Source organism: Phytopseudomonas daroniae, from assembly GCF_004327275.1.
Classification (GTDB): Bacteria; Pseudomonadota; Gammaproteobacteria; order Pseudomonadales; family Pseudomonadaceae; genus Aquipseudomonas; species Aquipseudomonas daroniae.
Map to the genome: position 1 here is coordinate 464,904 of NZ_QJUJ01000004.1, position 16,926 is coordinate 481,829.

General features: G+C 64.4%; 15 protein-coding genes and 1 pseudogene. 7 read left to right on the forward strand and 9 right to left on the reverse strand.

The window, feature by feature from the left end; all coding sequences use genetic code 11:
- Nucleotides 1-166: 166 nt before the first annotated feature.
- The 5 genes from DNK10_RS12935 to DNK10_RS12955 form a co-directional block, all read right to left on the reverse strand.
- Nucleotides 167-1,492, reverse strand: coding sequence for a TRAP transporter large permease (locus tag DNK10_RS12935; RefSeq protein ID WP_131179309.1), 1,326 nt, complete (start codon nucleotides 1,490-1,492; stop codon nucleotides 167-169).
- The gene (locus DNK10_RS12940; RefSeq protein WP_131179308.1) at nucleotides 1,489-2,007 is read right to left on the reverse strand and encodes a TRAP transporter small permease subunit; all 519 of its coding nucleotides are present in this window, start codon (nucleotides 2,005-2,007) and stop codon (nucleotides 1,489-1,491) included. Before DNK10_RS12940 ends, DNK10_RS12935 begins: the two co-directional genes overlap by 4 nt.
- A complete protein-coding gene (locus DNK10_RS12945) occupies nucleotides 2,004-3,113 on the reverse strand; it encodes a TRAP transporter substrate-binding protein (RefSeq protein WP_131191835.1) in 1,110 nt (369 codons plus the stop codon). The genes DNK10_RS12940 and DNK10_RS12945 overlap by 4 nt, the downstream gene beginning before the upstream one ends.
- A gap of 368 nt (nucleotides 3,114-3,481) precedes the next feature.
- Nucleotides 3,482-3,928 carry an Lrp/AsnC family transcriptional regulator gene (locus DNK10_RS12950; RefSeq protein WP_070881064.1) on the reverse strand — a complete coding sequence of 149 codons (447 nt, stop codon included), beginning with the start codon at nucleotides 3,926-3,928 and terminating at the stop codon, nucleotides 3,482-3,484.
- Between the two features lie 252 nt (nucleotides 3,929-4,180).
- On the reverse strand, nucleotides 4,181-4,636 hold the full coding sequence (locus tag DNK10_RS12955; protein ID WP_207389970.1) for a GNAT family N-acetyltransferase: 456 nt from the start codon (nucleotides 4,634-4,636) through the stop codon (nucleotides 4,181-4,183).
- A 205-nt stretch (nucleotides 4,637-4,841) separates the two neighbouring features.
- Here DNK10_RS12955 and glsB point away from each other — a divergent pair, with 205 nt between their 5' ends.
- On the forward strand, nucleotides 4,842-5,750 hold the full coding sequence (glsB, locus tag DNK10_RS12960) for a glutaminase B (RefSeq protein ID WP_131179306.1): 909 nt from the start codon (nucleotides 4,842-4,844) through the stop codon (nucleotides 5,748-5,750).
- 66 nt (nucleotides 5,751-5,816) lie between these two features.
- Here glsB and DNK10_RS12965 read toward each other — a convergent pair whose 3' ends face one another.
- The 4 genes and pseudogenes from DNK10_RS12965 to DNK10_RS12980 form a co-directional block, all read right to left on the reverse strand.
- Nucleotides 5,817-6,212, reverse strand: a complete 396-nt coding sequence (locus DNK10_RS12965) for a hypothetical protein (protein ID WP_131179305.1) — start codon at nucleotides 6,210-6,212, stop codon at nucleotides 5,817-5,819.
- 277 nt (nucleotides 6,213-6,489) lie between these two features.
- Nucleotides 6,490-10,089, reverse strand: coding sequence for an autotransporter outer membrane beta-barrel domain-containing protein (locus DNK10_RS12970; protein ID WP_131191836.1), 3,600 nt, complete (start codon nucleotides 10,087-10,089; stop codon nucleotides 6,490-6,492).
- A gap of 67 nt (nucleotides 10,090-10,156) precedes the next feature.
- Nucleotides 10,157-10,279 (reverse strand): annotated as a pseudogene (locus tag DNK10_RS12975) (asparaginase); the annotation flags it as partial.
- Nucleotides 10,280-10,467: 188 nt separating this feature from the next.
- Nucleotides 10,468-11,325, reverse strand: a complete 858-nt coding sequence (locus DNK10_RS12980) for a LysR family transcriptional regulator (protein WP_131191837.1) — start codon at nucleotides 11,323-11,325, stop codon at nucleotides 10,468-10,470.
- A 106-nt stretch (nucleotides 11,326-11,431) separates the two neighbouring features.
- Between DNK10_RS12980 and DNK10_RS12985 the strand changes: the two genes are divergently transcribed.
- The 6 genes from DNK10_RS12985 to DNK10_RS13010 all read left to right on the forward strand — a co-directional run bounded on the left by DNK10_RS12985 (nucleotide 11,432) and on the right by DNK10_RS13010 (nucleotide 16,730).
- Nucleotides 11,432-12,733, forward strand: a complete 1,302-nt coding sequence (locus DNK10_RS12985; protein ID WP_131191838.1) for an aspartate aminotransferase family protein — start codon at nucleotides 11,432-11,434, stop codon at nucleotides 12,731-12,733.
- Nucleotides 12,734-12,843: 110 nt separating this feature from the next.
- The gene (locus tag DNK10_RS12990) at nucleotides 12,844-13,602 is read left to right on the forward strand and encodes an aldolase (RefSeq protein ID WP_131176266.1); all 759 of its coding nucleotides are present in this window, start codon (nucleotides 12,844-12,846) and stop codon (nucleotides 13,600-13,602) included.
- Between the two features lie 100 nt (nucleotides 13,603-13,702).
- Nucleotides 13,703-14,572 carry a transporter substrate-binding domain-containing protein gene (locus tag DNK10_RS12995; protein ID WP_131191839.1) on the forward strand — a complete coding sequence of 290 codons (870 nt, stop codon included), beginning with the start codon at nucleotides 13,703-13,705 and terminating at the stop codon, nucleotides 14,570-14,572.
- 40 nt (nucleotides 14,573-14,612) lie between these two features.
- The gene (locus DNK10_RS13000; protein ID WP_131191840.1) at nucleotides 14,613-15,254 is read left to right on the forward strand and encodes an amino acid ABC transporter permease; all 642 of its coding nucleotides are present in this window, start codon (nucleotides 14,613-14,615) and stop codon (nucleotides 15,252-15,254) included.
- A gap of 10 nt (nucleotides 15,255-15,264) precedes the next feature.
- Complete coding sequence (locus DNK10_RS13005) at nucleotides 15,265-15,927, forward strand: ABC transporter permease subunit (RefSeq protein ID WP_131191841.1); 663 nt, start codon at nucleotides 15,265-15,267, stop codon at nucleotides 15,925-15,927.
- On the forward strand, nucleotides 15,924-16,730 hold the full coding sequence (locus DNK10_RS13010) for an amino acid ABC transporter ATP-binding protein (RefSeq protein ID WP_131191842.1): 807 nt from the start codon (nucleotides 15,924-15,926) through the stop codon (nucleotides 16,728-16,730). The genes DNK10_RS13005 and DNK10_RS13010 overlap by 4 nt, the downstream gene beginning before the upstream one ends.
- Nucleotides 16,731-16,926: the final 196 nt, after the last annotated feature.

A 16,926-nucleotide genomic window follows, 5' to 3' on the forward strand; every position in this document is an offset into this window, starting at 1 on the left:
CGTTGAAAAACTACCTGCGTTGCCATCGCGGCGTTAAAAAACAGGCTCGGGCGCGAGTCCGATCAAAATGCTCATTTACAACACGTAAACTCCGCTTTTTCGCCTATTTTTGCCTTGCGCTGGCTGCCTCGCCAACGCTTTTCAATGGCCTGCTACAGCGAGGGCACTACCAACCGATGGCGGCAGGTAGCCAGGTGGCCAGGGCCGGGAAGCAGAACACCACGGCCACGGCGAGCATCTGCAGGAACACGTACGGCAAGGCGCCAATGTAGATGTCCCGTGTGCTGATGCCCGGTGGCGCGACGCCCTTGAGGAAGAACAGCGCCCAGCCGAACGGAGGTGTAAGGAACGACATCTGCAGATTCAGCGCGACCAGGATGCCCAGCCACACCAGATTGGTGTCGTAGGCGATGAATACGGGCAGGAACATCGGCAGGGCGATATAGGAAATCTCGATCCACTCGAGGAAGAAACCGAGCACGAACAGCACCGCCATGAGGAACAGGATCGCGCCCAGCTCGCCACCTGGCAGCATGGTGAACATATCGTGCACCAGCGCCTCGCCGCCGAGGCCGCGGAAGGCCAGGGAGAAGGGCTGCGAGCAGAGCAGGATGAGAAAGATCATCGCGCTGATGGTCAGGGTGCCATGCAAGGTGGCCTTGAGTGTCGGCCAGCTCAGACGGCCGGCGCAGGCGGCGATGATCAGCGCGCCGAGAGCGCCCATGGAGGCCGCTTCGGTGGGGGCGGCGACACCGCCGATGATCGAGCCGAGTACCGCCATCACCAGCAGCAGGGGCGGCAGCACGCTACGCGCCATGTCCTTGAGCAGTTGCTTGCGGCTGGTCAGGGCGCGCTCTTCGGCGGGAATCGCCGGCACCCAGTCCGGGCGCAGCCAGCCGAGTACCAGCATGTAGGCCACGTAGATCAGCGCCAGCACCAGGCTGGGGATGAAGGCCGCGGCGAAGATCGAGCCCACCGACTGGCCGAGGATGTCCGACAGCAGGATCAGCACCAGGCTCGGCGGAATGATCTGGCCCAGGGTGCCGGAAGCGCAGATGGTGCCGCAGGCGATGGTCTTGTTGTAGCCACGGCGCAGCAGGGTGGGCAGGGTCAGCAGGCCGATGGTCACCACGGTGGCGCCGACGATGCCGGTGGAGGCGCCGAGCAGCACGCCGACCAGGATGATCGCCAGTCCCATGCCGCCATTCAGGCCGCCCATGGCGCGGCCGATGGTGTCGAGCATGTCTTCGGCGACCCTGGACTTCTCCAGCATCACCCCCATAAAGGTAAATAGAGGTATCGCCAGCAGGGTGTAGTTGCTGACCACGCCGAACATGCGTGCCGGCAACAGCGCGAAGAGCATCGGGCCGAAGCCGATCATGCCGGCGACGAAACCGGACACGGCCAGGGAAATGGCCACCGGCACCCCCGCCATCATCATGGCGAAGAAGCCGATGACCATGGCGATGGCCAGCCATTCGTTGGGGCTCATGCGCGCACCTCTCTGGGCGATGCGGGCTGGAGCAGGGTGCACAGGGCACGCAGACTGTCGGCCACACCTTGCAGACCGAACAGGGCGAAACCCAGGGGCAGGAAGGCCTTGATCAGGAAGCGGTAGGGCAAGCCACCTGGGTCGGGTGACCCTTCGCCCATGTTGTAGGACTGCATCGTGTAATTGAACGCCAGGCGGGCGATGTAGAAGCCGATCGCTGCGGTGGCGATACCACTGAACAGATCGACCGCCGCCTTGGTCTTGACGCCGAACTTCTCGTAGAGAAAGTCCACGCGCACGTCTTGGCGGTGCTTGAGGGTGTAGGCGATACCGAGCAGGGCGATGGGCGAGATCAGGTACCACTCCAGCTCCTGCAGGGCGACCGGGCTGAGGTCGAACAGATAGCGCATCAGCACATCGAAAGACACCAGCAGCACCAGTAACAGCACACAGGCCCGGGCAATGGCGCCCAGTGCCTCGACCAGTCCTTCGATACGGGTGACGAAATACATCATGCCTCGTCCATCCCGATGTTCATGAAGGCCTTCTCGCTCACCGACGCCCAGGAGATGTACTGCTTGCGGAAGGCGAAGAAGTGCTCGTAGACCTTCTTGGTCGCCGGGTCGGCGGCGGCCATGCTCGACAGGGTGTCGCGGGTGACCTCGTGCAGGCGTTTGATGATGTCGTCCGGCAGTGGTCGGGCGATGACGCCCTGGTTGTTGACCAGATCCTGCAGGGCCTCGGCGTTGACCGCGTCGCACCACGACCAGCTGTCGTTGTTGCAGGCCTGGGCGCAGGTGCGCACGATCGCCTGCAGGTCGGCGGGCAGGCTGTCCCAGGCCTGCTTGTTGATGATCAGCTCGGTGACGTTGGTCGGCTCGTGCCAGCCGGTGGTGTAGTAGTTCTTCGCCGCCTTGTGCAGGCCCATGCGTCGATCCTGGTAGGGGCCGACGAACTCGGCGGCATCGATCACGCCACGTTCCAGAGCCGGGAAGATCTCGCCGCCCGGCAGCAGACGCACGGCCACGCCCAGCTCGCTGTAGACCTTGCCGGCCAGACCCGGGATACGCATCTTCAGGCCCTTGAGGCTATCGACGTTTTCCAGCGGCTGGCGGAACCAGCCGGTCATCTGCGTGCCGGTGTTGCCTATCGGCATCGGTACCAGGCCGTGGGGCTCGTAGAGTTCCTCCCAGAGCTTCAGGCCGCCACCGTTGTACAGCCAGGCGTTCATGCCCTGGGTGTTCATGCCGAACGGCACGGCGGTGAAGAACTGGGCCGCGGGGATCTTGCCGGCCCAGAAGAAAGCGTTCGCCGCGTTCATTTCCACCATGCCACTGGAGACGGCGTCGAAGCCCTCCAGCGCGGGAATCAGTTCACCGGCGGCGAAGTGCTGGATCTTCAGGCGGCCGCCGGACATTTCCTCGACGCGCTTGCAGAAGTCGGTGGGGCTGCCCGGGCCCTGCACGTAGAACGGCGAGCCTGGTGCGTAGGCGTTGGTCATCTTCCAGTTGAAGGTCTTGTCGCTGACTGCCGCACTGGCCACGCCGCTGGCGCCCAGAGCCAAACCAGCACCTGCCGCGAGGGCGCCGGCGCCGATGAAATTACGTCGATTGAGGCTCATGGGGATTCTCCTTTCACTGTGGCTATTACGGCGGGCGTTTGCCTGCCGGATGTAAAGTCGCTTTAGGAGACCCTTCAGCAACTGCCATGCCAGGAGAAAATTATTTTAACTATATGATTTAAAAGGATAAATATTTTTACCTTGTAGTGTTCAAAGAAATGGATCGCACAAAAAACAGGCGCAGGTGATGCTGGTGAGGTGACGAAACGGCAGCCAGGGCCAGGAATACTGAACATTTGTCAGGTCATGTCAGCTATCTGGGTACGTTCCGGTAAGCAGGGCCGTGGTGAGCGTGCGAATGTCAGTTGTGCACCAAAACGTACCGGCGGCACGCTTTTAACGCAGTGCGCCGGCCTGGCCATTTCGCTTCAAAGGCGCGCGCCGCCACGCCGATGCTTGACCCGCGTCATCAGCGCCTTGCAGTCGACCGTAAGGATTTCCGGGTGATTGAAGATGTGCTGGCGGACGAAGGCATCGAAGGTTTCGTAGCTGTCGGTCAGGGTATGGATGTGCAGGCTTTTCAGGTCGCTCATGATGTACAGGCTGACCACTTCCATGGTCGCGGAAAGCCGCTCGGCGACAGCCTCGATGGCGTGTGGCGCCACGGTCAGATCGACGAAGGTGGAGATGCCCTTGCCGAGCTTCTCCGGGTTCACCACGGCGGTGAATTTTTCGATCACCCCGCTCTCCACCAGCGCCTGCACCCGGGTGCGGGCGTGGGCGCGGGAGATGTTCAGTTGCCGGGCGATATCGGCGAAGGAGGTGCGTGAATCCTTGATCAGGATATTCAGCAGCGCATTGTCCAGTTTGTTCATGGGTAGAGACTTATCGAAACGATGATCGCAGAAGGGATGCGCTTTGCATGCCAACATTCTCGGGGAGGCCGCTGGGCGTGTGCCAGGTGATTGCAGTCCTTCAGGACAACATGCAGCGTGGCCACCAATCGCCCGCGAGCAGGCTCCTACGGGATCGCGGCAAGCCAAAGCCCGTATAGGAGCGCCGACCTCGGCGCGATAGGGTTGCAGCCAATCAGCAGAACCTGTGGCGCGACCGCAATTTCGTTCTTGTCAGAACAGCTTGCGATACTGCTCGAACCCCGAGCGCTCGCCGATGCGCTCGTAGAGCAGCTTGGCCTTGGCGTTGGTTTCGTGGGTCAGCCAGTGCACGCGGGAGCAACCGGCTTCCTGGGCGACGGTGTAGACGTGCTCGATCAACTGTCGGCCGACGCCGTTGCTGCGCACGTCCCTGGCGATGAACAGATCCTGCAGGTAACAGTAATCGCCGGTCGTCCAGCAGGAGCGGTGGTAGATCCAGTGCACCAGGCCAATGGCTTCGCCGTCGCGCCAGGCGAGTGCAGCGAACATCGGTTCGGCCGGGTCGAGGAAGCGTTGCCAGGTCACGGCGCTGGTTTCGGCATCGATCTCGGTCATGTAGAAGCGCTGATACCCCTGCCACAGCGGCAGCCAGGCGGCGTGATCAGCGGCAGTGACGGAGCGGATTTCGACGGGGATGCGAATGGTCATCGGCAGATCCTCCAGTGGGTGGTTGGCGTCCATCCTGCGTCGTCCGCTTGAGGACCGCAAGGACTCGTCACATCCCTCGCCAGGTTTGCCGGGAGATGCGTCCACTGTGCATCATGGCGTCTTGATCCCGCCGTGATTCCTGCGCCTTGGCAAACGTCTAGCCATCATCGATCCGGCAGCGCCGGACAGAACTGCGAGTGCACCCATGCAAGCGTTGTTGAACGAGATTCTCGAGCAGGCCCGGCCGCTGATCGGTCAGGGCAAGGTGGCCAGTTACATCCCCGCGCTGGCCGATGTGCCGGCCAATCAGTTGGGCATTGCGGTGTATGGCAATGATGGCGAGCTATTCCATGCCGGTGACGCGCAGACGGCGTTTTCCGTGCAGAGCATTTCCAAGGTGTTCAGCCTGGTGCAGGCGATTCAGCACAGTGGTGAAGATATCTGGCAGCGCCTTGGTCATGAGCCGTCCGGGCAACCATTCAATTCGCTGCTGCAACTGGAGCTGGAAGGCGGCCGGCCGCGCAACCCCTTCATCAATGCCGGGGCGCTGGTGGTCTGCGATATCAACCAGTCGCGTTTCGCCGCTCCGGCGCTATCGATGCGCGATTTCGTCCGGCGTCTGTCGGGCAATGCCTATGTATCGGTGGACAGGCGCATTGCCGATTCCGAGTACCAGTATCGTGCGCGCAACGCGGCCATGGCGTACCTGATGCAGTCATTCGGCAACTTCCACAACGATGTCGAGGCGGTGCTGCGCAACTACTTCAGCCACTGTGCCCTGAGCATGAGTTGCATCGACCTGGCGCGGGCCTTTTGCTTTCTGGCCAATGACGGTTTCTGCAAACACAGTGGCGAACAGGTGCTCAGCGCACGGCAGACCCAGCAGGTCAATTCGATCATGGCCACCAGCGGCCTGTACGACGAGGCGGGCAACTTCGCCTACCGCGTCGGCCTGCCGGGCAAGAGCGGTGTCGGTGGCGGTATCGTTGCGGTGGTGCCGGGGCAGTACACCATCTGCGTGTGGTCGCCGGAGCTGAATGCCGCCGGCAACTCGCTGGTCGGCATGGCCGTGCTGGAGTTGCTCAGCGAGCGTATTGGCTGGTCGGTTTTCTGAAGGGACGGGATCGAAGCACGCTTCGATCCCTGATGGTCGCAGGCGGCCGTGGTGGCAGCCGGGAGATCAATGGGTGTCGCGATATTCTTTGCGCAGCAGCATCTGGTCGTTTGGCAGGCAGCTGCCCGGCGTGACGCCAGTCAGGTCATAGCAGCTTTCGCGAAAGCCCATCGGCCAGTAAATGATGCTGTACGGCGGCCAGAAGATCGAGACCACGCGAAAGCGTGTGCGCAACTTGCCTTCGGAGAGGGTTTCTCCGGTGGCGCTGGTCAGCTTGTACGGCACACCGCTGCTGCGGTTCCAGAAAAACGGGCGAACTTTGACCAGCCCTTGCGAATGTTGCTCGCTGCGCTCGTTGATGCTGACGGTGCTGTGCTCCGGCAGTTTGAAGAAGGCTTTGGTCGAGCAGCCGGTGATGGCGAGGATGAGCAAGAGAAAAATGCTGGGGCGAAGCAGGGGCATGCAGTGACGTCCTTGTGGGGCGGGAGTGGATACGGAAACGGCCGCTACTCGGCCGGCGCGGAACTATACCGGCTAGGCGCGCCTGGTTCCATGACGTGCTCCACGGATCGATGCAGGCAGGGTGTTGTTATGAGGAGATAGCGGCAGGGAAGCATCGTCGCAGCCTGCGAAGGGCCGCTTCTGCCTCACCCATGGTATCCATGCCGAAACGTCGAAAATCTGACCTGAGCATGCCCGGCAGAGCGAACCTCTGCCGGGCATGCCGCCTACCCACCGATCAGAAGCGCGACTGCCACTGCAGCACCAGGCCATGGTTCTGCGCCTTGCTGCCCTGCTCACCGCTATAGCCGACGCCCAGGGTCTGAGTCGGGCTGATGCCCAGATCCAGCCCTGCTTCGACCAGCAGGCTGTCGCGATCCAGGGCGCTGCCTTCGACGCTGAATGCACTGCCGCCGCTGAGGAATGACTGCCGTGCGCTGCTGTCGAGGTTCCCGTAGGTGTGGCGCCAGCCGAGGCTGGCTCGCGGAGTCAGGCTCATGCCGTTATCCAGGGTGCCGAGATGGGCCAGGCGCAGCCCCAGCGTACTGCTGAGATTGTCCTGCTTCTGGCTGTCGACATGCAGTGCCGCGGCGCCACCTTTCTCGTCATAGGATTCGTGGCTGTAGCGCTGGTAGCCGATACCGGCGAAGGGCTCGGCAAGCAGGCGGCCGCTGGCGACCTGATAGCCCAGCTCGGCGAAGGCCTGCTGGCTATTGGCGTCGTAGTCGCCACGCAGGCGATCGCTGAAGCCGGCGAACTCCACCTGCCGCTTGCTGCTGTTGTCGTGGCGGCTGTAGGCGGCACCGAGGCGCAGGGCGAAGGGGCCGCTCTGGCGCAGGGCATAGATCCCCAGGTGCAGGCTGTCGATATCGCTGGAGGTGCCGGATCCAGCATCCACATCGGTACGCGCATAACCGCCCAGCACGCCGACACGCCAGACCGAATCCAGCGCCCAGTCGGCACCGAGCACGACGCCGCGGGTGTCCTGGGTCAGGTCATGAGCACCGTCGCTACCGTCGAGTTTGCCGTGGCTGCCGAGGCCCTGCAGCCACAGGCGGCCCTGTGCGCGTGGGTCGTTGAGGTTGCGGGCTTCGTTGGGGATGCCATTGGCGGCGAGCAGAGGAGCGTTCTCGCGCAGCAGGGAGGTCTGCAGATTGGCGCTGCCGCCCATCTGCTGCATGGCGCCAAGCATGCTGCTGCTCACCAGGGCGCTGCCGGCCAGGCTGGCGGTCATCAGGCTGGCATTGCTGCTGGCGGCCAACTGATCGAGGGCGCTGGAGGCGCTGCCCGTGCTGCTGGTCAGCAGGGCCTGGTATAGCGCACCGCTACCCTGGGCCTCCAGGACATTGGCCACGCCACGGCCGTTGGCGCTGCGCGCCAGGTCGGCGAAGCTGCGGTCGTTGCGTGCCAGGGTCAGATCGACGTTGTGAGCACCGTACTGCAAGGTTGGGGTAAGGAAGGCCAGGTTGCTGCTGAAATCGGCAAAGGTGCCGGTAATCGCACCGTCAGCCTGGAGCACCTGATAGCTGCTCTGCAGTGGGTAGTCTCCCGGAAGCGCATCGATGCGCAGGTTGGCACCGTTCAGGGCGACATCGCCGCCGACACTGAGCGTATTGCTGGCGCCTCCGGGGCTGACCGTCAGCGCTAGGGTCGAGCCGCTGGCCAGGTTCAGGTTGCCGCCGATGACACCGCCGCCGAAGGTTGCGCCGTTGTCGACCTGCACATCGCCCTGCAGGGTGCCCAGGTTGAGCAGGCTGGCACCACTGTAGATGCGCGTGCTGGCGCTGAAGTCGTCGCTGTCCAGGCTCCAGGTGCCGCTGCGTACATCCAGATTTTCGAAGTTGAGGCTGTTGCCGAAACGGCCCCCCGCGGCATCGTCGAGCACTACCTTGTCGATGCCCGCACCGCCATCGACACTGCCGATGAAGCGTGCCGTGGAAAGCACGGTCAGGCTGTCGTCGCCATCGCCCAGATCCACGGCCAGGCCGTTGAGGCCTTCGATCAGGCCGGCGTTGATCAGGCTGTCGTTACCGCCGCCCATCTGTACGGCTGCAGCTGCGGTGGTGCTGTTGTCCTCGTCGACGCGGGTGGTGTCGAGGCCGCCACGGATGACCCCGCCGGCATGGTTGATCAGCACGTCGTCGAAGTTGCCGACCAGGCCGATGGCGGCTTCGTCCGCGCCGATGATGCTGCCGGCGTTCTCGATGCGAACCACGCCGCCAAAGGCGGTGCTGGTGCCGCGACCGCTCGCTACCGCGGTACCGGCGGCGCCGTCGTCGATGAGGATGCCTTTGGACTGGCCGAAGATGCTGGCGCCGGCATGGTTGATGATGGTGCCGCCGCCGGCGGCGATGCCGTCCGCACCGTTGGGGTTGCCGCCGGAGTCGAAACCGCCGGCACCGGTGCCTTCGATGCGACCGTAGTTCTCGACGTAGGCGATGCCGTCGATGTCGACGCCGTCACCATCGCCGTTGTCGATGGTCAGGCCCAGGCCTTCGTGGTCGTAGACGTTGCCGGCACCGGCGTAGTTGCCGCTGATCAACCCGTAGTTGAACACCACGCCATGACCGTCGAAGCCGACGCCGGAGCCGTTGTTGCCGATGATCTGGCCATCGGCGTAGTTGATCACCACCGGGTTGAGGATCTGGATGTTCTCGGTGGTGATGCCGTCGACCACCTTGTCGAAGGTCACGCCATCGCCGCCCGCGCTGCGGATGATCAGGCGCTCCAGGCCGATCAGGTTGCTGTCCGCGTTGGCGGCCAGCGGGTCGCCGCCGTCGATGCCATGGCGCGGGCCGGTGATGGTGCCGTGGTTGAGGATGGCGACGTTGGCGCGTTCGTTCTCGATGGCCACGCCATCGGCGGCGGAGACGTCGGCTCCGCAGCCTACCGAGGCCGCCATGTAGTCAGGGCAACTGGTGTTGACCAGGCCGGTGGAGAAGATATGACCGTAGTTGGTCAGGGTGAAGTTGCTGCCCAGGCGCAGGGCGTCGTTGCCGGTGGAGCTGATCACTGCCGTGCGATTGTCCACGGCACCGTTGATGATCTGGTTGTGCTCGCTGGTGTAATTGAGGTCGGCCTTGATCGCGCGTTCGCCGCCGATAGCGGTGCCGACCTGCTCGATGGTGCCCTGGTTGTCGATGATGTACTGGCCGTCCTCCTTGTTGAGGCGGATGGTCTGTGCGCCGCTGGAGCTGATGACACCGGTTTTTTCATTGCTGATGGTCAGTGTCTGCCCGTTGGCGTTGGCATCGATGGCGCGTTGTGTGCCGGTATGCGCGATGGTGCCCGCGTTGTTGATGACGTACGAGCCGTTCTCTGCGTTGAGGTGGAGGGCGCTTTCGCCCGTGCCGCTGGTGCTGATGGTGCCGGTATTGTTGAGGGTCAGGCTCGAGCTGGCGCCGTTGATATGGATGGCGCGTTCGGCACTGCTGATGGTGCCCGCATTGTTGATGAGGTACTGGCCGTTCGCGCGGGCGAGGCGAATGGCCGCCGCGCTGTTGGAATTGATCACACCGCTGCTTTCGTTGTTGATGGTCAGGCTCGGCGTGCCGGCGTTGGCATCGATGGCACGAGCGTTGCCGGTCTGCTCGATGGTGCCTGCGTTGTTCAACTCCGAGGTGCCAGTCTTGACGTCGACCGCCACGGTGGTACCGCTGATGCTCAGGGTGCCGCCTTGTTCGACGGTGCCGGTGTTGCCATCGTTCAGTGTTTGCCCGGTGGTCTGGGTGGTACCTGCGCCAACGGTGAAATCGGCCCAGACGGCCTGGCCGGCGAGAGCGGCCTGCAGGGCGAGTACCAGGGGAAGGGGTCGCAACAGCGGATTCAGTCGAGGCATGGGGCACCAGTCGTTGGAATAATAAGGCCAGCGACTATGCCCACATGATGTTACGGAGATTTGACGGTCAGTCTTCGGCGCACTCACCGCACAGATCGAGCGCGAACAAACGTTCCACTTCAGCCTGCGCCAGGCCGGCACCGAGCAGGGCGAACAGCTTGCCCAGCGCTGCCTCGCGAGTCATGCCGCCAGTCGCGGAAAATTCACGCGGGCACCTATTCGGGTTGCCCTGTCTGTTGTGCGCGCAGACGCGCCTCGAAGCCGGAGGCCGGCAGAGCTCATTTGCATGCCGATGGTACCGTTGGTAATAGAGCACGAGGCGTTTTTGCACTGCGGGCATGCAGGTTTGGCGCCGCCGGCCGCTGTCCGTTGAATGGTCTAGAGATCCGGCAGAGACGCCTGCACATGTTGGGCGAATGCCTCGACCAGCAGGGAGGGCGGTTCATGATCGTATTCCAGGGCAATGCCCACGCTGGGCAATGGTGGCAAGGCCGCGCCGGTCTGCAGGATCTGCAGGTCGTCGGGAACCGCCGTCTGGGTCATGACCGCGATGGCCTGGCCTGAGCGCACCAACGCGGTCAGGCCGGCCAGACTGCTGGAGGCGTAGGCGATACGGAAAGGACGAGCGACTGTGCGCAGGGCGTGGCAGGCGGCCAGGTGATCCAGGGTGTCGGGATGGGACAGCGCCAGCGGCAGGACATCGAAGTCCAGTGCGGACGTGGTGGGGTGGCCGACCCACACCAGGGGTTCGCGGCGGATGACGGCTTCGGGACGTTCGCCCTCCGGCCACGACACCAGGGCCAGATCCACGGTGTGCTGTGCGAGGCGCTCGCGCAGTCGCGGCGTGGGCGCGCAGTCGACTTCCACCTGGGCCAGGGGGTGGCGTCTGGCGAATCCTCTCAGCAGTGCGGGCAGAAAGATCGTGGCGTAGTCGTCCGGGCAACCGAATCTGAGCGTGCCGCTCAGGCCTCGATCCGACAACTCGGCCAATGCCTCGTCGTGGCAGCGCAGAATGCGGTGGGCGTGAATCAGTAATTGCTCCCCCTGTTGGGTGAGCACCACGCCTCGGCCGGTGCGATGCAGTAGCGGTTGGCCGACGCATTGCTCCAGCCGCTTCATCTGCTGGCTCAGGGCCGCCTGGGTGCGGGCCACGCGATCCGCGGCGCGGGACAGGGCACGGGTTTCCGCAATGATCACGAAGGAACGCAGCAGTTCGATATCGAGAGATACTCCCAAGATATAAACACTCCTTAAGTCTCATATAAAAAGTATTAGATTTAATAAATGCATTTCTGCGCCTAATCTGCAAGCTCTTGAGTAATTACTTGTGGAGGGAATGGACGTGTCGGGGAATCTGGAGCCGGTATTCTGGGAAAATGCGCGCAAGCACCTGATCCGCTACGGCGGACAATTCGCACCGCTGATCATCGAGCGGGCGCAAGGCAGCTTTGTCTTCGACGCAGACGATCGGCCGATCCTGGATTTCACCTCCGGGCAGATGAGTGCCGTGCTCGGCCATAGCCATCCGGACATTGCCGCGGTGGTCGGCGAGTACGCCCACCGCCTCGACCACCTGTTCAGTGGCATGCTCTCGCGGCCGGTGGTGGAGCTGGCCGCGAAACTGGCGGAGAAGACCCCGGCGGGCCTCGACCGCGCGCTGCTGCTGAGCACCGGGGCGGAGTCCAACGAAGCGGCGATTCGCATGGCCAAGCTGGTCACCGGCAAGTACGAGATCGTCGGCTTTGCCCAGTCCTGGCACGGCATGACCGGCGCCGCTGCTTCCGCGACGTACAGCGCCGGGCGTCGCGGTGTCGGCCCGGCGGCGGTGGGTTCCTTCGCCATTCCGGCGCCGTTCCCCTACCGCCCACGCTTCGAGCGCAACGGCGAATACGATTACCTGGCCGAGCTGGACTACGCCTTCGAGCTGATCGACCGCCAGTCCAGCGGCAGCCTGGCGGCCTTCATCGCCGAGCCGATCCTCAGTTCCGGCGGCATCATCGAGTTGCCCGACGGCTACATGGCGGCGCTGAAGAAGAAGTGCGAGGAGCGCGGCATGCTGCTGATCCTCGACGAGGCGCAGACTGGCATCGGCCGCACCGGGATGCTGTTCGCCTGCGAGCGTGAGGGCGTCACCCCGGACATCCTGACCCTGTCCAAGACCCTTGGCGCCGGCCTGCCGCTGGCGGCGGTGGTCACCTCGGCGGCGATCGAGGAGCGTGCTCATGAGTTGGGCTACCTGTTCTACACCACGCACGTCTCCGACCCGCTGCCGGCAGCGGTCGGCCTGAAGGTGCTGGAGGTGGTCGAGCGCGATGGCCTGGTCGGCCGCGCCAACACCATGGGCAAGCGCCTGAAGGATGGTCTGCGGGCCCTGCAGGCGCGCCATGAGTGCATCGGCGATGTGCGTGGTCGTGGCCTGCTGCTGGGCCTGGAGATCGTCAAGGATCGGCGAACCAAGGAGCCGGCTTCCGATCTCGGTGCGGCGATCACGCGAGAATGCATGAACCTCGGCCTGAGCATGAACATCGTCCAGCTGCCGGGCATGGGCGGGGTATTCCGCATCGCCCCGCCGCTCACCGTGAGCGAGGCCGAAATCGACCTCGGCCTGGATCTGCTGGATCAGGCCATCAGCCGAGTGCAGTGAACACCAAGGAGACGCTGCGCCCAGGCCGCTGTACGAGTTCCCCAACCTGCGCGGCGTCTAGCTGCTCTTCGCCTGAACTGTTTCACCCACCGATCGTTGTAGAGGTATCCATGAGCCAATCCTTGTTCGATTCACCGGAGATCCAGCAAAGACGCCAGCAACTGGCTGCCGCATTCCGCTGGGCGGCCGAGCTCGGCCTGCACGAGAGCACCTGCAACCATTTCAGCGTGATGGCGCCGGGTCTTGCGGATCATTACCTGATCAATCCCTTCGGCGTGCATTTCGCCGAGATGCGTGCCAGCGACCTGCTGCTGCTCGATGGCGAGGGCAGGGTGGTCGCCGGGCAGGGCGAGGTCGAGGCCAGCGCCTTCCACATCCACTCCAGCATTCACCGCGCCAATGCCCGGGCGGTGTGCGTGCTGCACACCCACATGCCTTATGCCTGCGCCATTCTTGGCACCGAGCGGGGCCGTCTTGAGCTGTGCCACCAGAACGCGGTGCGCTTCCATGGTCGTATCGCCTATGACGACGAGTTCGGCGGCTTCAACGGTCTTGCCCTGGACGACGCCGAGGGCGCGCGCATGGCGGGGCTGCTGGACGACAAGTCGGTGCTGATGCTGCAGTGCCATGGCCCCCTGGTCATCGGAGCCAGCGTGGCCCTGGCCTTCGACAACCTCTATTACCTGGAGCGTGCCGCCCAGGTTCAGGTGCTGGCGCAGTCCTGTGGGCGACCGCTGGCGCTGATTTCCGAACAGCAGGCCGAGCGCGTCAGTGCGGATTTTCAGGCACAGGCCGAGCTCTATGCCGAGGCCCATTTCGCGGCAATCCAGCGCCTGCTCGACAAGCAAGACCCGACCTGGCGGCACTGACGCCCGGCCCGCCACAGAGACGGTGGCACCTGCAGTTCCCATAACTAACGTCTCTCCGACTTCGCACCTGCCTTCCGTGTCCTTACCGGGAGAACCGACGATGCGCATTTGCAAGCTTCACCCACGTTCCATCCTGCACACCCTTGCTCTGGCACTGACCCTGTCGTTCACCTCGCTGCTCCAGGCCGGCGACCTCGACGCGATTCAGGCGCGCGGCTACCTGCATGTCGTCACCGAGGATGACTTCAGGCCGTTCGAGTTCGTCGACAACGGCAAGCCCAGCGGTTTCAACCACGACATGATCGCCGAGCTGCGCCAGTACGCGCCGTTCGAGATCCGCAGCAGCATCATTCCCTGGGCGGGCATGATGGCCGCGCTTTCCGCAGGCCGCTACGACGCCGCCGTCACCGGCACCATCGTCACCACCGACCGGCTCAAGGCGTTCAACTTCGTCGCACCCACCGCCGCGGCCACCCACTATTTCATCCGCCGTGCCGACGATGAAAGTCTCGCCAGCATCGCCGACCTGGACGGCAAGACCGTCGGTGTCCAGGCCGGTAGTGCCCAGCTCGCCCGCCTGCCGGAGTTGCAGGCCATGCTCGAGCGCACGGGTGGCAAGCTGGGCAGGGTCGTCGAGTATCCGTCCTACCCCGAGGTCTACGCCGACCTGGCCAGCGGCCGGCTCGACTACGCCATCAACACCATCATCGGCGCCCGCGCCGTGGTCGAGGAGCATCCGGGCCGCTTCGCCCTGGGCCTGCCGGTCTCCGGCCCCGGTTTCCACGGCTGGATGATCGCCAAGGACAGGCCGGAAGTGCTCGCCTTCCTTACCGACTTCGTCAACCACCTGCGCGACAGCGGCCGGCTGGGCGAGCTGCAGGCGAAGTGGTTCGGGCAGGACTTTCCGGAGCTGCCCCGCGAAGCCATCACCTCGGCCGAGCAGTTCCACAGCCTGACCACCGTCGATTGATCCACAAGGTGCCGCAAGGCACCTGCACGAGGAACCGCACATGGATGCCAATGCCTGGTTGTTGCTGCTGCAGGGCGCGTGGGTCACGCTCTGGATATCGGTCCTGTCCATCGTCCTGGGGATCGCCCTCGGCCTGGTCGTGGCGCTCGTGCGCGCGGCGCGCGTCCCTTTCGTCGCCCAGGCCCTGGCCGGATACGTCAGCCTGACCCGGGCCACGCCGCTGGTGACCCTGGTGCTGATGATCTTCATCGCCGCACCGCACCTGGGCCTGGATCTCAGTCCCGCGGTGGTCGGCATCGTGGCCCTGACGCTGAACACCACGGCCTTCAATGCGGAGATCTGGCGTTCCGCCCTGGAGAGCTTTCCGCGCGAGCAACTGGAAGCCGCCAAGAGCGTCGGCATGACGCCTGGCGTGGCCCTGCGCCGCATCGCATTGCCGCAGATGTTCCTGCGCGGGTTGCCGGCGCTGGTCAACGAGGCGACCTTCCTGGTCAAGGCCAGCCCGGCGGTGGCGGTGATCGGTCTGGTCGAGCTGACCCGCACCACCCAGCGCATCTCCGCTGCGACGTTCGAGCCCATGCCGCCGCTGCTGGCCGCCGCCGTGCTCTACATGCTTTTGATCTATGGCCTGGTGCGGCTGCAACGCGCTGCCGAGCAGCGCACGCTGCGCTTGGCCATGTAAAGGAGATTCCATGGACGCCTGGTACATCCTGTGGGCCGAACGGGCTCAACTGCTGTCCGGTTTCGCCACCACCCTGGCGCTTTTCGTCGGTGCCGCCGTGGGCGCCTTCATCCTGGCCGCGCTCCTGCTGCCGTTGCTGGAGGGGCGGATCACGCCGGCCCGGCGCCTGCTGCGCATCCTGATCGATGGGGTACGCCTGCTGCCGTTCCTGGTGCTGCTCTACCTGCTGTACTACGGCCTGCCGCTGCTGGGCGTGCGCCTGGATGCGTGGGTCGCCGGCTACGTGGCGCTGATCGCCTATCACGGCCTGTACGTCACCGAGATCCTGCGCGGTGCGCGCAGCGTATTGCCCAAGGGACAGGTCGATGCCGCCCGCGCCCATGGCTATGCCACCGGCGGTCTGTACCGGCGCATCCTGCTGCCGCAACTGGTGCTGGGCAGCGCACCGATGCTCGGCAACCAGTTGGTGATCTGCCTGAAGGACACGGCCTTCCTGACCTTCATCACCGTGATCGAACTGACCGGGGCGGCGACAGCGATCCAATCCACCCACTTCATCCCGATCCAGGCCTTCGTGGTGGCGGTCGGGTTCTACTGGCTGATCAGCCTGGCCATCGAGGCGCTGACCCGCGCCCTGGGTCGCTGTGCGGCAAAACGAGGTCTGGCGTCATGAGCGACATCGTGGTCGAGATACAACACCTGTCCAAGAGCTTCGATGGCGTGGAGGTGCTGCGCGATATCAACCTGCAGGTCACCCGCGGCCGCACCCTGAGCCTGCTCGGGGCTTCCGGCTCCGGCAAGTCCACGCTGCTGCGCTGCATCAACTGGCTGGAGGAGCCGGATCGCGGCGTGATCCGCGTCGCCGGCCAGCGCATGGGCGTGCGCGAGGCCGATGGCCGGCGCATGCCCGATCGCGCCCTGGCACGGCTGCGCGCACGCACCGCCATGGTGTTTCAGGGCTTCAATCTCTGGCCCCACCTGACGGTACTGCAAAACGTCATGGAGGCGCCCATCCATGTGCTCGGCGTGCCACGCAGCCAGGCGCAGGCCGAAGCGCGTGCGCTGCTGGACAAGGTGGGGTTGGCCGCCAAGCAGGACGTCTATCCACACACCCTGTCCGGCGGCCAGAAGCAGCGGGTCGCCATCGCCCGGGCACTGTGCATGCACCCTGAAGTCATCCTGTTCGACGAACCGACCTCCGCCCTGGATCCGGAGATGGTCGGCGAGGTGCTGGCGGTGATGCAGGCGCTGTCGGCCGAAGGGCAGACCATGATCGTGGTGACCCATGAAATGGCGTTCGCCCGGGCGGCATCGGACGAAGTGATGTTCCTCGAGCGCGGAGTGATCCTGGAGCGCGGGACTCCCGACGCTTTCTTCGAGCGCCCTGCCAGCGAGCGGGTACGCCGCTTCCTCGGGTTACCGTCGAAGGACGAAAGCGTCCAGCCGCTGCTGGACGCATGCCGGGTCGGTTCATAGTAGCCGGGTGCAGAGGGGATGTCGTCGTGGTCGGGGCGCACAGCGACACGGGCCCCTTGGCGTAGTGGAGGCCGGTGATCAGGCATTCCGGGCGAGCGGGCCCGATCTGCTTGGGCGGGAAGTTGACCACCCCACGATCAGTCGCCCGATACTCCATATACCCGAAAGTTCTCGGGGTCGCGGCCGACACTTCCGG

What these genes read in the sequence shown, in the direction of transcription:
- DNK10_RS12935 (WP_131179309.1), bottom strand. Translation starts at nt 1,492, where the DNA reads ATGAGCCCCAACGAATGGCTGGCCATCGCCATGGTCATCGGCTTCTTC.
- DNK10_RS12940 (WP_131179308.1), bottom strand. Translation starts at nt 2,007, where the DNA reads ATGATGTATTTCGTCACCCGTATCGAAGGACTGGTCGAGGCACTGGGC.
- DNK10_RS12945 (WP_131191835.1), bottom strand. Translation starts at nt 3,113, where the DNA reads ATGAGCCTCAATCGACGTAATTTCATCGGCGCCGGCGCCCTCGCGGCA.
- DNK10_RS12950 (WP_070881064.1), bottom strand. Translation starts at nt 3,928, where the DNA reads ATGAACAAACTGGACAATGCGCTGCTGAATATCCTGATCAAGGATTCA.
- DNK10_RS12955 (WP_207389970.1), bottom strand. Translation starts at nt 4,636, where the DNA reads ATGACCATTCGCATCCCCGTCGAAATCCGCTCCGTCACTGCCGCTGAT.
- glsB (WP_131179306.1), top strand. Translation starts at nt 4,842, where the DNA reads ATGCAAGCGTTGTTGAACGAGATTCTCGAGCAGGCCCGGCCGCTGATC.
- DNK10_RS12965 (WP_131179305.1), bottom strand. Translation starts at nt 6,212, where the DNA reads ATGCCCCTGCTTCGCCCCAGCATTTTTCTCTTGCTCATCCTCGCCATC.
- DNK10_RS12970 (WP_131191836.1), bottom strand. Translation starts at nt 10,089, where the DNA reads ATGCCTCGACTGAATCCGCTGTTGCGACCCCTTCCCCTGGTACTCGCC.
- DNK10_RS12990 (WP_131176266.1), top strand. Translation starts at nt 12,844, where the DNA reads ATGAGCCAATCCTTGTTCGATTCACCGGAGATCCAGCAAAGACGCCAG.
- DNK10_RS12995 (WP_131191839.1), top strand. Translation starts at nt 13,703, where the DNA reads ATGCGCATTTGCAAGCTTCACCCACGTTCCATCCTGCACACCCTTGCT.
- DNK10_RS13000 (WP_131191840.1), top strand. Translation starts at nt 14,613, where the DNA reads ATGGATGCCAATGCCTGGTTGTTGCTGCTGCAGGGCGCGTGGGTCACG.
- DNK10_RS13005 (WP_131191841.1), top strand. Translation starts at nt 15,265, where the DNA reads ATGGACGCCTGGTACATCCTGTGGGCCGAACGGGCTCAACTGCTGTCC.
- DNK10_RS13010 (WP_131191842.1), top strand. Translation starts at nt 15,924, where the DNA reads ATGAGCGACATCGTGGTCGAGATACAACACCTGTCCAAGAGCTTCGAT.